Genomic DNA, 14247 nt, shown 5'->3' on the forward strand with positions numbered 1-14247 from the left:
CGGTGGCCCGACGGCGGTCGGCCCGTGACACTGTCCGAGTGGAGGAGGTCCGGGTCGTCGTGGCGCACCAGGAGCGCGCCACCCTGCGGGTGGGCGAGGTGTTCCTGAAGGTCGACGCCGACCAGGCGCGCACCGATGTCGAGGTCGCGGCGATGGCCCTGGCGCCGGTTCCTACTCCGGAGATCCTGTGGTGCACGCCTCCTGTGCTCGCGCTGGCCGCCCTCCCGGGGACCGCCCTCGGCCGCCTCGGCGAGCCGTCGCCGTCGTCGCCGGCGGCGTGGGCCGCAGCGGGCGCCGCCGTCCGCGCCCTTCACGACGCACCGCTACCGCCCTGGCCCGGCCGCAGCCTCGACGAGAAGGCAGCGAGCCTCGACCGCGAGTGCGCGTGGATCCTGGCGAACGACGTGCTCCCCGCCGAGCTGGTCACCCGGAACCGGGCGGTGGCCGACGCAGCCCTGCGGGCGTGGACGCCGGTGTTCATGCACGGCGACCTGCAGGTCGCCCACGTGTTCGTCGACGGCGACCGGGTCACCGGGGTGCTCGACTGGTCCGAGGCGGGGCAGGGTGACGGCCTGTACGACCTCGCCAGCCTGACCCTCGGCCACCGGGAGCACCTCGACGACGTGATGGCCGGCTACGGCCGCGACGTCGACGTCGACGTGGTCCGGGCGTGGTGGTCCCTGCGCAGCCTGACCGCGATCCGCTGGTTGGTCGAGCACGGCTTCGACCCGTCCGCGCCGGGCTGCGAGATCGACGTGCTGAGGTCGCAGGCCTGAGGAGTCGGGCTGAGGGTCGGGCTGAGGGGTCGGGCCGGGGGTCCGGACCGGCGGGTCAGGGTCGGGGCAGGGCTTCACCCGATGTGCGGGAGGGCCACACCGGAGCACAGTGGAGCTGTCGGGGAGAAGCCCCGACACGACACCGAAGGAAGTGCTCCACCATGAACGACATCAGCCAGAGCCTCGGCCGCCAAGGTCTCGTCCGGCCGCGCGACGGACGGCTGCTGGGCGGCGTCGTCGCCGGCCTCGGCCGGCGCTTCGGGATCGACCCGTGGCCGGCCCGCCTGCTGTTCGTGCTGGCCCTGATGGTGATCCCCGGCAGCCAGATCCTGGTCTACCCGATCCTGTGGATCCTGATGCCCACCGAGCAGGCCGCTGCCGACCTGGCTGCCCAGGGGCAGCCGGTCCCCGGCGTCTGACCCACGTCGTACGACGGGCGCCCGGTCAGCGGACCGGGTGCCCGGCCCCGGCCAGGGCCGACTTCACCTCGGCGATCGACACCGTCCCGAAGTGGAAGACGCTCGCGGCCAGCACGGCGTCCGCGCCGGCCTCGACCGCGGGCGGGAAGTCCGCGGCCGACCCGGCTCCGCCCGAGGCGACCAGCGGCACCGACACCTCGGCCCGCACCAGCCGGACCAGCTCGAGGTCGAAGCCCGACCCGGTGCCGTCGGCGTCCATCGCGTTCAGCAGGATCTCGCCGGCCCCGAGCTCGCAGGCTCGCGCGGCCCAGGCGAGTGCGTCCAGGCCGGCCGGCTTGCGGCCGCCGTGGGTGGTGACCTCGAAGCCCGAGTCGGTCCCCGGCGCTCGACGAGCGTCGAGCGAGAGCACCAGCACCTGGTTGCCGAAACGGTCCGCGATCTCCGCAACCAGCTCGGGCCGATGGATCGCGGCGGTGTTGACCGCCACCTTGTCGGCGCCGGCCCGCAGCAGGCGGTCGACGTCCTCGACGGTGGACACTCCCCCGCCGACGGTGAGCGGGATGAAGACCTGCTCAGCGGTACGCGACACGATCTCCAGCGTCGTGGCCCGCCCCTCGTGGGAGGCCGAGATGTCGAGGAAGGTCAGCTCGTCGGCACCCTCCTGGTCGTACCTCCGCGCCAGCTCGACGGGGTCTCCCGCGTCGCGCAGGTCCTGGAAGTTCACGCCCTTCACGACCCGACCCGCGTCGACGTCGAGGCACGGGATCACACGTACGGCCAGGCTCACGCGTCGTCGCCCCGGGTCAGGACGAGGGCGTCGTGGAGCGTGAACCGCCCCTCGTAGAGCGCGGTGCCGATGATCGCGCCCTCGACACCGACCGGGACGAGGTCCATCAGGGCTTCGAGGTCGTCGAGCTCGGTGATCCCACCGCTGGCCACGACCGGCCGGTCGGTGGCCCCGCAGACCTCTTGGAGCAGCGTCAGGTTGGGCCCCTCGAGCATGCCGTCCTTGTTCACGTCGGTGACGACGTAGCGAGCACAGCCCTCGCCGTCGAGCCGGGCGAGTACGTCGTAGAGGTCACCGCCGTCGCGGGTCCATCCGCGCGCGGCCAGGGTCCGGCCACGCACGTCGAGGCCGACCGCTACCCGGTCGCCCCAGTCGGCGATCGCCGCGGCGCACCACTCGGGCTGTTCGAGCGCTGCCGTGCCGATGTTGACCCGTCGGCAGCCGGTCGCCATGGCCGCGACCAGGGACTCGTCGTCCCGGATGCCGCCGCTGAGCTCGACGGCGACGTCGAGGCGGCCCACGATCGAGGCCAGCAGGTCGCGGTTGTGGCCGCGTCCGAAGGCGGCGTCGAGGTCCACCAGATGGATCCACTCGGCGCCGGCCTCCTGCCAGCGCAGGGCGGCCTCGACCGGGTCGCCGAAGCGCTTCTCCGAGCCGGCCACGCCCTGGACGAGCTGGACGGCCTGGCCGCCGGCGACGTCGACGGCCGGGAGCAGCTCGAGGTGGGAGGACATGACACCGATCCTAGGGACGGGCGAAGCCGAGCCGGCCACGTGTCTCGGCGCGCAGGGTCCGGGCCAGCGAGGCCACCGCGACCCGGCGGGTGGTGTCGACGACGACGGTGCGCGGGGCGTCGAGGGGATCCGGGTGCGCCACCGCCGTCCGGATCCTGCGCAGGGTCTGCTCGTCGGCCGGCAGGTGCGGCCAGCCGCGCTCGCGGGCGGCGTACCTGGCCACCGCGACGTCGGCCGGCACCGCGCACTGCACCTCCACCAGGGTCGACCACCACGGCGCGAGCAGCCCGGCGACCCGGGCGGTGTCGCGCCGCGGTGCGATCCAGATGTCCACCACCGCCTCGCCCTCGAATGCCTTGACCCGACGGACCAGCTCGCCCTCGGCGTCGAAGCGCAGCCAGTCGCGAGGCGTCTCGGGAGCCTCGGCGGCCAGCTCCTCCTTGATCTCGTCCAGCGAGAGGAAGGCGCAGCCCAGGCGCCGCGCCAGTGCGGACCCCAGCGTGGTCTTGCCGGAGCCGGGGACCCCGGTGACGACCACGAGGCTCATCGACGCGTCACCATCAGGCGCACGACCGGGAACACGACCAGGCTGACCACGAGCGCACCGGTGCGGGCGGCCCAGTCGTCGCGGACCAGCCAGACCAGGAGGTTGAGCAGCAGCAGGAGCCCGATCGTCACCCCCAGCTCGGTCCGCCGGCGCTGCGCGATGATCCCGGGCTGGAGGTGCGGCCGGGGAACCCACCCGGTGAGCGCACGTCGCCGCGCCGCGGCCCGGGTCCGCCGTTCGGTTGCGCGTCTCCGGGCCTCGGCTGCGGCCGCCGCGGCCTGCTCCCGCTCGGCGCGACGTTGCGCCCGCTCCTTGCTCATGTGGGGCTCATCCCGGACTCAGAGCCCCTCGACCCAGTTGCGCAGCAGGGCGGCTCCGGCGTCGCCCGACTTCTCGGGATGGAACTGGGTGGCGCAGAGGGGGCCGTTCTCGACCGCGGCGACGAACCGGTCCCCCCCGTGCTCGGCCCAGGTCACCAGCGGAGCCGCGGTGTGACCGTCGGTGGTCAGCTCCCAGGAGCGGGCGGCGTAGGAGTGCACGAAGTAGAACCGCTGGTTCGCCACGCCCGCGAAGAGCGCCGAGCCGGACGGCGCCTCCACGGTGTTCCACCCCATGTGGGGTACGACGGGCGCCTGGAGTCGCGAGACCACGCCCGGCCACTCGTCGCAGCCCGTCGTCTCCACGCCGTGCTCGACCCCGCGGGCGAACAGGACCTGCATGCCGACGCAGATGCCGAGCACCGGTCGGCCACCCGCCAGCCGGCGGCCGATGGTCCGCGGACCCTGGACGGCGCGCAGTCCGGCCATGCACGCGGCGTACGCCCCCACCCCCGGCACCACCAGGCCGTCGGCGCCCTCGGCTGCCGCACGGTCCGCGGTGAGCGTCACCGCCGCCCCGGCCCGCTCCAGCGCGCGCACCGCCGAACGGAGGTTGCCGGACCCGTAGTCGAGGACGACGACCGTCCTCCTGGGTGTGCTCAAAGAGTGCCCTTGGTGGACGGCACCCCGGTCTCGCGCGGGTCGGGCGCCACCGCGTCGCGGAACGCGCGGGCGAAGGCCTTGAACTGCGCCTCGACCAGGTGGTGGGGGTCGCGGCCGGAGAGCACCCGGACGTGGACGGCGACCTGCGCATGGAAGGCCAGGGTCTCGAAGACGTGCCTGGTCAGCGAGCCCGGGTAGGCGGCCCCGGTGCCGCCACCGATCACGACGTAGGCCTGGCCGTCGGGCTCGCCGACGTGGACGCAGTAAGGCCGCCCGGAGACGTCGACGGCGCACTGCACGAGCGCCTCGTCGAGCGGCACCAGGGCGTCGCCGAAGCGGCGGATGCCCTGCTTGTCGCCGAGCGCCTCGTGCAGGGCCCGGCCGAGCACGATCGCGGTGTCCTCGACGGTGTGGTGGGCGTCGATGTGCGTGTCGCCGTCGGTGGCCACGGTCAGGTCGACCAGCGCGTGCCGGGCGAAGGACGCGAGCATGTGGTCGAAGAAGCCGACACCGGTGGCGATGTCGCTGCGACCGGACCCGTCGAGGTCGACCTCGACGTGGACCTTGGACTCCTTGGTCTCGCGGTCGACCCGGGTGGTGCGGTTCATCTGTGTGCCTCCGATGTCTGCGTCACGGCGGTGAGCGCGGTTCGAAATGCTGCCATCTCGGCCGGGGTCCCGATCGAGACCCGCAGCCAGCCGTCGGGACCGGTCTCGCGCACCAGCACACCATGCGCGAGCAGCCCTTCCCAGACGGCATGCCGGTCGTCGAACCTGCCGAACAGCACGAAGTTGGCGTCGCTGTCCGCGACCTCGAACCCTTGGCCACGCAGCCACTCCACGGTGGCGTCACGTTCGACGCGGAGCCGGTCGACTGCGGCCAGGAGCTCGCCGGAGTGCCGGAGCGCCGCCAGGGCGACCGCCTGGGTGACCGCCGACAGGTGGTAGGGCAGCCGCACGATCCGCAGCCCGTCGCAGATCTCCGGCGCCGCGGCGAGGTAGCCGACCCGGGCACCGGCCAGCGCGAAGGCCTTGCTCATCGTGCGGGTCACCACGAGGTTGGGGTGCCGGGGCAGCAGCTCCAGGGCGCTCGGCGTGCCCTCCCGGCGGAACTCGGCGTACGCCTCGTCCACGACCAGCAGCCCGCCGCGCGGATCGCCGGCCAGCTCGTCGCACAGCGCCGAGATCGTGCTCGCGGGCAGCGCGGTGCCGGTCGGGTTGTTCGGCGACGGCAGGAGTACGACGCTCGGTCGCCGCGCCCGGACCAGCTCCAGCGCCCGGTCGAGGTCGATCGCGAAGTCCTGCTCACGGTGCCCCACCTCCCACGCGGTGTGGGTGTCGCGGGCGTACTCGGGATACATCGAGTAGGTCGGGGCGAAGCTGAGCGCGAGCCGCCCGGGGCCGCCGTAGGCCTGGAGCAGGTGGAGCATCACCTCGTTGGAGCCGTTCGCGGCCCAGATCCGCTCGGCGTTGAGGCCGTGGCCGAGGTGGGTCGCCAGTGCCTCCCGGAGCCCGGTGAACTCCCGGTCGGGGTAGCGGTTGAGGTCACGGGCAGCGGCCGCGACGCTGCGCTCGATGTCGGCGACGACCGCGGCCGAGGGCGGATAGGGGTTCTCGTTGACGTTGAGCAGCACCGGCACGTCGAGCTGCGGCGCGCCGTACGGCTCGAGCCCGCGCAGCTCCTCGCGGAGCGGCGCGGTCATCTCGTCGACCGGACCGTGACCGCGGCCGCGTGGCCGGGCAGGTCCTCCGCCTCGGCCAGCACGACGACGTGCGCAGCGACGGCCTCGAGGGCCGCGCGGTCGTACTCCACGACGTGCATGGCCTTGACGAACGCGCGTACCGACAGCCCCGACGAGTGGCAGGCACAGCCCGCGGTGGGCAGCACGTGGTTGGAGCCGGCGCAGTAGTCACCCAGCGAGACCGGCGCGTAGGGGCCGACGAAGACGGCGCCCGCGTTGTGCACCCGCGCCGCGACCCCGGCCGCGTCGGCGGTCTGGATCTCCAGGTGCTCGGCCGCGTAGGCGTTGACCACGTCGAGGCCCTGCTCGACGTCGTCGACCAGCACGATCCCGGACTGCTGGCCGCCCAGGGCGGTCAGGATCCGCTCGGTGTGGCGGGTCGCGAAGACCTGCTTGTCGAGCTCCGCCTCGACCTCGTCGGCCAGCCCCAGCGACGGCGTGACCAGGACGCTGGCCGCCATCGGGTCGTGCTCGGCCTGGCTGATCAGGTCGGCGGCGACGTACGCCGGGTCGGCGGTGTCGTCGGCCAGGATCGCGATCTCGGTCGGCCCGGCCTCGGCGTCGATGCCGACGACCCCGCGGAGCAGGCGCTTGGCGGCGACGGTGTAGATGTTGCCGGGACCGGTGACCAGGTCCACCGGCGCGCACGGACCCGCGCCGTAGGCGAACATCGCGATCGCCTGCGCTCCCCCGACGGCGTAGACCTCGTCGACGCCGAGCAGCGCGCACGCGGCCAGGATGGTCGGTTCGGGCAGCCCGCCGTGGTCCTTCTGCGGTGAGCTGGCCAGGGCGATCGACGCGACGCCCGCCACCTGCGCGGGGACGACGTTCATCACCACGCTCGACAGCAGCGGCGCGATGCCGCCGGGCGCGTAGAGGCCCACCCGCCGGACCGGGACCATCCGGTTGGTGACGGTGGCTCCGGGGCCGTAGGTCGTGACCACGTCGTGCTCGAGCTCGGCCTCGCAGGACGTGCGCAGGCGGGCGATCGACTCCTCCAGCCCGGCACGGACGGCCGGGTCGAGCTCCGCGAGGGCTCGGGCCAGCGCCTCCGGGGGGACCCGGAGGTCGTCCGGGGCCACCCCGTCGAAGCGGAGCGAGAAGTCCGCCACGGCGTCGGCGCCACGGGTGCGGACCGCCTCGCAGATCGGCCGGACGACCTCGACGGCGGCGTCCACGTCGTACTCCCCCGCGGCAGGACGCCTCGGTAGTCGACGTGCCCGCCCGGCTCGCTGCCGGTCGCAGCGGGCACGCCTCGGAGGTCGATACGACGGAGCATGGCTCGATTCTAGGGGCGGGCGAGGACGCCCCTTGAACGGCGAAGCGGGAATGGGACGGCCGCAGCGACCGGCAGAGCGCGCCTGCGCGCGAGTCGAGCGCCCCCCTCCCGGCCGCTGTCCACGAGCGCGGCTCCCGCTCCCGGGTTGGCGCGTGCCCTACGCTTCGGACATGGGCGACACGCTCCCGATGTTCCCTCTCAACTCCGTGCTGTTCCCGGGGATGAGCGTGCCGCTGCGGGTCTTCGAGGACCGCTACCGCGCCATGGTCCACCACCTGCTGCGGGTCGACGACCCCACCGAGCGGGTCTTCGGCTCGGTCGGCATCCGGGAGGGCTACGAGGTCGGCGAGCACGGTGCCCAGTGGCTGTTCAAGGTCGGGTGCCGGGTCAAGATGACCGAGGTCGAGTCTTTCGCCGACGGCTCCTTCGAGCTGGTCGCCGTCGGGCTGGACCGGATCGAGCTGGACCGCCTCGACACGTCCGGCGCGTATCCGGTCGGACACGTCCGGCCCCTGGCCGAGCACGACGTACGCGTACCGGAGCAGATCCAGGCCGCGGCCCGTGACGCGTTCGAGGACTACTGCGTCGCCCTGGGCGAGGTCGGCCGCGAACGGCCCGGCGGCGACCTCCCGCGCGACCCGACCTACCTCTCGTGGGCGTTGTCCGCGGTCGCTCCGCTCACGCTGGCGCAGCGTCAGGAGCTGCTCGAGGCCGAGGACCCCGTCGTCCGGCTGGTGATGGTCACCGACGTGATCCGCAGCGAGCTGCGCACCATGCGGGTCTTCGCGTCGCTGCCGGCCACCGAGATCGCCCGCACCCGGTGGTCTCCCAACTGAGCCAGGGTCGCGCTCAGTCGGTCGAGACCTTGAAGGACGTACGGGCGATGCTGCCGTCGGTCCAGCTGGAGAAGCCGAGCGCCTGGAGCGGGGCCACGTTGTCCATCAGGCTCCGGTCTCCGCTCGACGCCTGGGAGAGGGCGTGCTCGAGGTCGTCGACGTTGAGATAGAGGACCTCGTTGGCATGGTCGGCCTCGGGGATCACACCGGTGAACGCGCTGGTCGAGCCGAGGTCACCACCGGCCAGGACCTGCGTGCGGTAGTCCGGGCTCGGACCCACCACGACCACGCCCGCACCGCTGTCGGAGCCGAGCGCCGCCGCCGAGCCCGAGCCGACCTGCGCACGGAGCTTGGCCAGGACCTTCTCGATGGCTGCCGGGTCACCCTTCACCGAGTAGGCCACCGGCACGCCGGTGCCGTCGGAGGACTCCACCATCGACTCGTAGTCGAAGCTCTTGCCCACGCTGATCGCCGACGACGTGCCCAGCAGGGTCTCGGCGTCCGCCGGCAGGTCGAGCCCGGTCTCCTGGGAGAGCTGGTCGAGGAGGTCCTGACCCGTCTGGCCGTCCCCGGAGTACGACGCGAAGCGGTCGGCGAGGCCGAGCACCCAGCCCGACTGGAGCCCGACCCCCAGCGCCGCGGCGGTGTCGGCGGGCAGGCGGGTGACCGCCGCCCCGCCCTGGCCGTTGGTCACGATCGGCTGGGTCAGGGAGGAGTCGGTGGCCGTCGCGACCTCGAGGCCGTTCCCGGTGAACCGGATCGTCGCCGCAGCGCCCTGAAAGTTCTTCAGCACCTCACCGAACGGACCGCTGCCCTCCTGCGGGACGGCGGCCGTCGCGTGGAGGCTCGTCGACGAGCCGATGGTCGAGCTGACGGCCCCGGACGTTCCGAACGGCGAGAAGGCCCCGGACAGGTCCGAGAGCTGGCCGGCGAGGTAGTCGCCCGCCGCGGGCGCGGCGTACAGGTTCACGACGCCGGCGTCACCGACGGCCTTCGTCCACTTCTGGTAGGTCGCGTCGTCGGCCAGGCTGCCCTTGGCGGTCGCGGCCTCGATCGCGGTGACGTCGGCCTGGGTCTTGGCCACGATCACCCAGCCGTCGTGCACGTCGTAGGCGACGTCGGTCGGCGGGTTGTCGCCGCACGTGAGGAGCGTGTGCATCCCCGCTTCGGCCTTCGCGTCGTCCTTGGCCTGCACCACGAACACCGGCTCGGGGTTGCCGCCGCCGAGGTCGACCGCCGCGACCGCGGCGCGGTCACCCAGCCACGGGTCGATGTCGGACTCGAAGGTCAGGCTGGGACACCCGACCCCGGAGATCAGCTCGTCGCCGATCTTCTTGCGCACGTCGTCGACGCTGTGGATGCCGACCTTGTCCTTGAACGCCGGGAACTTCTCCAGGGTGCGGAAGGCGTCGATCTTCTGTCCCCCGCTGGGGTCGAGGTCGATGCTGGCGTAGGCGATGGTCGAGGCGGGCAGCGCCTGCGCGGGCTGGGCGCCCTGCTGGAAGAAGCTCAGCGCAGCCCAGGCGCCGGCGCCGAGGGCCAGCAGCCCGACGACCCCACCGCCCACGAGCAGGGTGGTCCGGCGGCTTCGCTCGGCCGTCGGCCGGCCGTCGGCGCCCTCGGGCGGGATCGGCGCCCCGCTGCCGTAGTCGAGGTACTCGGGCGTGCCACCCGGCCCGGCGCCCCACGGCTCTCCGTGGGCGTCCGCGGGCGGTTGCTGCTCGGACATGGTGATGCTCCCCGTGAAGTCGGCGCCAGTCGGCGCATCTGCGCCGGGAGCCTACCCGCGGCTGCCCTCCGGCATGCTCGCTTCGCTCGGATCGCCGGAGGCGACGTCGGGGGCCTCGGTGGACGTCGTGCGCGGCCAGGCGAAGAAGACCACGGCCAGCACGAGCAGCGAGACCATCGGCCAGACCAGGTAGGGGCTGAAGCCGCTGACGGTGAGCGCCCCGTGCACATGGACGCCGTCGGCCAACGACGCGGCCACGGTCGTCGGGTCGACCGGCCCGCGGCTGATGCCGACCTCGCGCATCACCCCGGCGGCCAGTGCGGAGCCGAGCGCCACTGCAACCAGCACCGCGAGCTCCCGTGCACGAGCGAGCAGGCCGACGGCCAACGCGGTCAGCGCGCTGGCCACGGAGCCGACGACGACGTAGAGGCCGGTCCCGGTGAACATCCGGCGCAGCGACTCGTAGTCGACGGGATAGACCTGGTGCTGCTGCACGAGCTGGTCGGGCGGCGTCCAGACCGCCTCCCAGACCAGGCCGGCGACCAGTCCGACCACCGCGTAGGCGATCAGCACCTCGACGACGATCAGGGCCGCACCCGACCAGGGGGCGCGCGGTGGTCGGCTGGTGTGCACGCTGCCAGTGTGCCCGGTGCCCGTTGCCGCGGAGGTCACCCGCTCAGGCATCCGGGGCCCAGGAGCTGCTTGAGGTCGGCGAAGAGCGCGGCTCCCGCGGCTACCCGCAGCCGGTCGTCGACCCGCATCACGGTGGTCCGCTCGCGGCCCAGCAGGCGCAGGTGCACCTCCGTGACGCCCGGGTGGGTGCGCAGCACCTCCTTGAGCTGGTCGACCACCGGCGGGGTGCAGCGGGTCAGCGGCATGCTCACGACCACCGGTCCGGAGCGGTCGTCGTCGAGGTCGGGGATGGTGACCTCCTCGCCCCGGATCTCCGGCTGGTCCTTGTTGCGGGAGAGCTTGCCGCGCACGGTGACGATGGCGTCCTCGGCGAGCAGGCTGCCGGCGAGCTGGTAGGTGCCCGGGAACAGGAGCACGTCGATGGCGCCGTCGAGGTCCTCGACCGTGATCACGGCCCAGGTGTCGCCCTTGCGGGTGATCTTGCGCTGCACCGAGGTGATCAGGCCGGTGATCGTGATCGGGCTGTTGTCGCCGCGCTCCTCGTCGAGCATCAGCTGACCGATGCTGCAGTCGCTGGCGCCCGCCAGCACGTGCTCCAGCCCCATCAGCGGGTGGTCCGAGACGTAGAGACCGAGCATCTCGCGCTCGTGCCCGAGCAGCGTCATCTTGTCCCACTCGTCGATCGTGGGCACCGCCACCGCCATCCCGAAGCCGGAGTCCTCGTCGTCCAGGCCACCGAACAGCGAGTCCTGGCCGATCGCCTCGTTGCGCTTGGTCTCGACGTACTGGTCGACGGCCTGCTCATGGATCGCCACCAGCGCCCGGCGTCCGTGCCCCATCTCGTCGAAGGCGCCGCCCTTGACCAGGGACTCGATCACCCGCTTGTTGCAGACCAGGGCCGGGACCTTGGCCATGAAGTCGTTGAAGTCGGTGAACCGCCCCTGCTCCAGCCGGGTCTCCACGATCCGGTCGACGACGTTGGCGCCGACGTTGCGGATCGCGGTCAGCCCGAACCGGATGTCGTCGCCGACCGGCGTGAAGGTGGCGTCGGACTCGTTCACGTCGGGCGGGAGCACCTGGATCTTCATCCGGCGACACTCGTTGAGGTAGATCGCCATCTTGTCCTTGTCGTCCTTCACCGAGGTCAACAGGGCCGCCATGTACTCCTGGGGGTAGTGCGCCTTGAGGTAGGCCGTCCAGTAGGAGACCAGGCCGTACGCCGCGGTGTGCGCCTTGTTGAACGCGTAGTCGGAGAACGGCACCAGGATGTCCCAGAGCGCTTTGACCGCCGCCCGGGAGTAGCCGTTGGCCGACATGCCCGCCTCGAAGGGGACGTACTCGGCGTCGAGGATCTCGCGCTTCTTCTTGCCCATGGCCTTGCGCAGCAGGTCGGCCTGGCCGAGGGAGTAGCCGGCGACCTTCTGCACGATCGCCAGCACCTGCTCCTGGTAGACGATCAGGCCGTACGTCGGCTCCAGGATCTCCGCGAGCGGCTCCTCGAGCTCGGAGTGGATCGCCGAGATCTCCTGGCGGCCGTTCTTGCGGAGGGCGTAGTTGGTGTGGGAGTCGGCTCCCATCGGGCCGGGTCGGTAGAGCGCCAGCACGGCGGAGATGTCGGCGAAGCTGTCGGGCCGCATCAGCCGCAGCAGGCTGCGCATCGGGCCGCCGTCGAGCTGGAAGACTCCGAGCGTGTCGCCACGCGCCAGCAGCTCGTAGGCGGCGACGTCGTCGAGGGCGAGGTCCTCGACGACGAGCTTCTCACCGCGGTTGCGCTCGATGTTGGCCAGCGCGTCGTCGAGGATGGTGAGGTTGCGCAGACCGAGGAAGTCCATCTTGATCAGCCCGAGGTGCTCGCACATCGGGTAGTCGAACTGGGTGATGATGGCGCCGTCCTGGGGGCGGCGGATCAGCGGGATGATGTCGATCAGCGGCTCGCTCGACATGATCACGCCCGCGGCGTGGACGCCCCACTGGCGCTTGAGGCCCTCGAGCCCGATCGCGGTGTCGATGACGGTCTTGACGTCCTGGTCGGCCTCGTAGAGGGACCGGAACTCCCCGCCCTCGCCGTAGCGCTTGTGCTGCGGGTCGAAGATGTCCTTGAGCGGGATGTCCTTGCCCATCACCGCGGCCGGCATGGCCTTGGTGATCCGGTCACCCATGGCGAAGGGGTAGCCGAGGATGCGGCTGGAGTCCTTGACCGCCTGCTTGGCCTTGATCGTGCCGTAGGTGACGATCATGGAGACCCGGTCCTCGCCGTACTTGTCGGTGACGTAGCGGATCACCTCCGCACGACGACGCTCGTCGAAGTCGATGTCGAAGTCGGGCATCGAGAGCCGCTCGGGGTTGAGGAACCGCTCGAAGATCAGGCCGTGCTCGAGCGGGTCGAGGTCGGTGATCCGCATCGCGTAGGCGCAGATCGAGCCGGCGCCGGACCCGCGTCCCGGGCCGACCCGGATCCCGTTGTCCTTGGCCCAGTTGATGAAGTCGGCGACCACCAGGAAGTAGCCGGGGAACCCCATCTGGAGGATCACCCCGACCTCGAAGTCGGCGCGCTCGCGAGCCGCCTGGGAGACGCCGTCCGGGTAGCGGTGCCGCAGACCGGTCTCGACCTCGCGGCGGAACCAGGTCTCCTCGGTCTCACCCTCCGGCACGGGGAACCGGGGCATGAACGTGCCGTTGCCCTCGGTGAAGCTCACGTCGCAGCGCTCGGCGATCAGCAGGGTGTTGTCGCAGGCGTCCTTCATGCCGTGCTTGTGCTCCCAGAGCTCCCGCATCTCGGCAGCGGACTTGATGTAGTAGCCGTCTCCGTCGAGCCGGAACCGCTTGGGGTCGCTCATCACCGAGCCGGAGGAGACGCACAGCAGGTGCTCGTGGGCCGAGGCGTCCTCGCGACGGACGTAGTGGGAGTCGTTGGTCGCGATCACCGGGATCGCGAGGTCCTTGCTGAGCTGGAGCAGGCCGTCGCGGACCCGCTTCTCGATCACCAGGTCGTGGTCCATCAGCTCGATGAAGTAGTTGTCGCGACCCATGATGTCCTGGAAGTCCGCAGCCGACTGGCGGGCCTTGGCGTAGTCGCCGATGCGCAGCCAGGTCTGCACCTCGCCCGAGGGACAGCCGGTGGTACCGATCAGGCCCGCGGCGTACTCGGCGAGCAGCTCCCGGTCGGCGCGGGGGTTGTAGTAGTAGCCCTCCATGCTGGCCCGGCTCGAGAGCCGGAAGAGGTTGTGCATCCCGGCGGTGCTCTCGGCGAGCAGGGTCATGTGGGTGTAGGCGCCGGAGCCGCTGACGTCGTCGTCGCCGCCGTCGTTCCACCTGACCCGCTTCTTCTCGAACCGGCTGGTGTTGGGGGTGAGGTAGGCCTCCATGCCGATGATCGGCTTGATGCCGGCCGCGGTCGCCTTGGCGTAGAAGTCGTAGGCCCCGAACACGTTGCCGTGGTCGGTCATCGCGATGCTGGTCATCCCCAGCTCGGCGGTGCGGGCGAACAGGTCGTCGAGCCGGGCCGCGCCGTCGAGCATGGAGTACTCGGTGTGGACGTGGAGGTGGACGAAGTCCGCGGCGGAGGTCGAGGCCGAGGCTGAGCCGGATGACATGGGTGGCGGGGGCTCCTCAACGGCTCGGGCGGGCAGGCGACAGCGGTGCGGCGGACAGAGGTCCGATGGATCTCGCTGGACCTCCACCGACGCCGCGGACCGGCCGGGGGAAGACGCTCAGACTACGCGATCTCCGCGGCCATCCTGACAGGGCACACCGACAGTCTCGTCGTACGACGGGTGCGCACGCCGG

13 protein-coding genes and 1 pseudogene are annotated in these 14247 nt (G+C 72.0%); 3 read left to right on the forward strand and 11 right to left on the reverse strand.

Features of this window, described 5'->3' with window-relative positions; translation table 11 throughout:
• Nucleotides 1-38 precede the first annotated feature (38 nt).
• Together E3N83_RS07250 and E3N83_RS07255 are read left to right on the forward strand one after the other, a co-directional pair.
• Nucleotides 39-776, forward strand: a complete 738-nt coding sequence (locus E3N83_RS07250; RefSeq protein WP_151082651.1) for a phosphotransferase family protein — start codon at nucleotides 39-41, stop codon at nucleotides 774-776.
• 161 nt (nucleotides 777-937) lie between these two features.
• Nucleotides 938-1195, forward strand: coding sequence for a PspC domain-containing protein (locus E3N83_RS07255; protein ID WP_151082652.1), 258 nt, complete (start codon nucleotides 938-940; stop codon nucleotides 1193-1195).
• A 25-nt stretch (nucleotides 1196-1220) separates the two neighbouring features.
• On the opposite strand, the gene hisF is transcribed toward E3N83_RS07255, so the two are convergent.
• From hisF to hisD, 8 genes and pseudogenes are all read right to left on the reverse strand, one after another.
• Nucleotides 1221-1982, reverse strand: a complete 762-nt coding sequence (gene hisF, locus E3N83_RS07260; protein WP_151082653.1) for an imidazole glycerol phosphate synthase subunit HisF — start codon at nucleotides 1980-1982, stop codon at nucleotides 1221-1223.
• Entirely contained in the window at nucleotides 1979-2716 is a 738-nt protein-coding gene (priA, locus tag E3N83_RS07265) for a bifunctional 1-(5-phosphoribosyl)-5-((5-phosphoribosylamino)methylideneamino)imidazole-4-carboxamide isomerase/phosphoribosylanthranilate isomerase PriA (RefSeq protein WP_151082654.1), read from the reverse strand. The genes hisF and priA overlap by 4 nt, the downstream gene beginning before the upstream one ends.
• Nucleotides 2717-2726: 10 nt before the next feature.
• The gene (locus tag E3N83_RS07270; RefSeq protein WP_151082655.1) at nucleotides 2727-3263 is read right to left on the reverse strand and encodes an AAA family ATPase; all 537 of its coding nucleotides are present in this window, start codon (nucleotides 3261-3263) and stop codon (nucleotides 2727-2729) included.
• The gene (locus E3N83_RS07275; RefSeq protein WP_151082656.1) at nucleotides 3260-3583 is read right to left on the reverse strand and encodes a hypothetical protein; all 324 of its coding nucleotides are present in this window, start codon (nucleotides 3581-3583) and stop codon (nucleotides 3260-3262) included. Before E3N83_RS07275 ends, E3N83_RS07270 begins: the two co-directional genes overlap by 4 nt.
• Nucleotides 3584-3601: 18 nt before the next feature.
• Nucleotides 3602-4243 carry an imidazole glycerol phosphate synthase subunit HisH gene (hisH, locus tag E3N83_RS07280; protein WP_151082657.1) on the reverse strand — a complete coding sequence of 214 codons (642 nt, stop codon included), beginning with the start codon at nucleotides 4241-4243 and terminating at the stop codon, nucleotides 3602-3604.
• The gene (gene hisB, locus E3N83_RS07285; RefSeq protein WP_151082658.1) at nucleotides 4240-4851 is read right to left on the reverse strand and encodes an imidazoleglycerol-phosphate dehydratase HisB; all 612 of its coding nucleotides are present in this window, start codon (nucleotides 4849-4851) and stop codon (nucleotides 4240-4242) included. Before hisB ends, hisH begins: the two co-directional genes overlap by 4 nt.
• Nucleotides 4848-5945, reverse strand: coding sequence for a histidinol-phosphate transaminase (locus tag E3N83_RS07290; RefSeq protein ID WP_151082659.1), 1098 nt, complete (start codon nucleotides 5943-5945; stop codon nucleotides 4848-4850). Before E3N83_RS07290 ends, hisB begins: the two co-directional genes overlap by 4 nt.
• Nucleotides 5942-7263 (reverse strand): annotated as a pseudogene (gene hisD / locus E3N83_RS07295) (histidinol dehydrogenase). The gene E3N83_RS07290 and the pseudogene hisD overlap by 4 nt, the downstream one beginning before the upstream one ends.
• 170 nt (nucleotides 7264-7433) lie before the next feature.
• Between hisD and E3N83_RS07300 the strand changes: the two are divergent.
• Nucleotides 7434-8099, forward strand: coding sequence for an LON peptidase substrate-binding domain-containing protein (locus E3N83_RS07300; RefSeq protein ID WP_151082660.1), 666 nt, complete (start codon nucleotides 7434-7436; stop codon nucleotides 8097-8099).
• 13 nt (nucleotides 8100-8112) lie between these two features.
• On the opposite strand, the gene E3N83_RS07305 is transcribed toward E3N83_RS07300, so the two are convergent.
• Genes E3N83_RS07305 through dnaE form a run of 3 tightly spaced genes read right to left on the reverse strand, consistent with a single transcriptional unit; the run spans nucleotide 8113 to nucleotide 14054 of the window.
• Nucleotides 8113-9828, reverse strand: coding sequence for a DUF3352 domain-containing protein (locus tag E3N83_RS07305; RefSeq protein ID WP_151082661.1), 1716 nt, complete (start codon nucleotides 9826-9828; stop codon nucleotides 8113-8115).
• Between the two features lie 51 nt (nucleotides 9829-9879).
• On the reverse strand, nucleotides 9880-10461 hold the full coding sequence (locus E3N83_RS07310; protein WP_151082662.1) for a hypothetical protein: 582 nt from the start codon (nucleotides 10459-10461) through the stop codon (nucleotides 9880-9882).
• A gap of 35 nt (nucleotides 10462-10496) precedes the next feature.
• Nucleotides 10497-14054 (reverse strand): DNA polymerase III subunit alpha, encoded by a 3558-nt coding sequence (dnaE, locus tag E3N83_RS07315; RefSeq protein WP_151082663.1) that lies wholly within the window; start codon nucleotides 14052-14054, stop codon nucleotides 10497-10499.
• Between the last annotated feature and the right edge of the window lie 193 nt (nucleotides 14055-14247).

Origin of the sequence: Nocardioides cynanchi, from assembly GCF_008761635.1 — a bacterium.
In the GTDB taxonomy this organism is placed as follows: domain Bacteria; phylum Actinomycetota; class Actinomycetes; order Propionibacteriales; family Nocardioidaceae; genus Nocardioides; species Nocardioides cynanchi.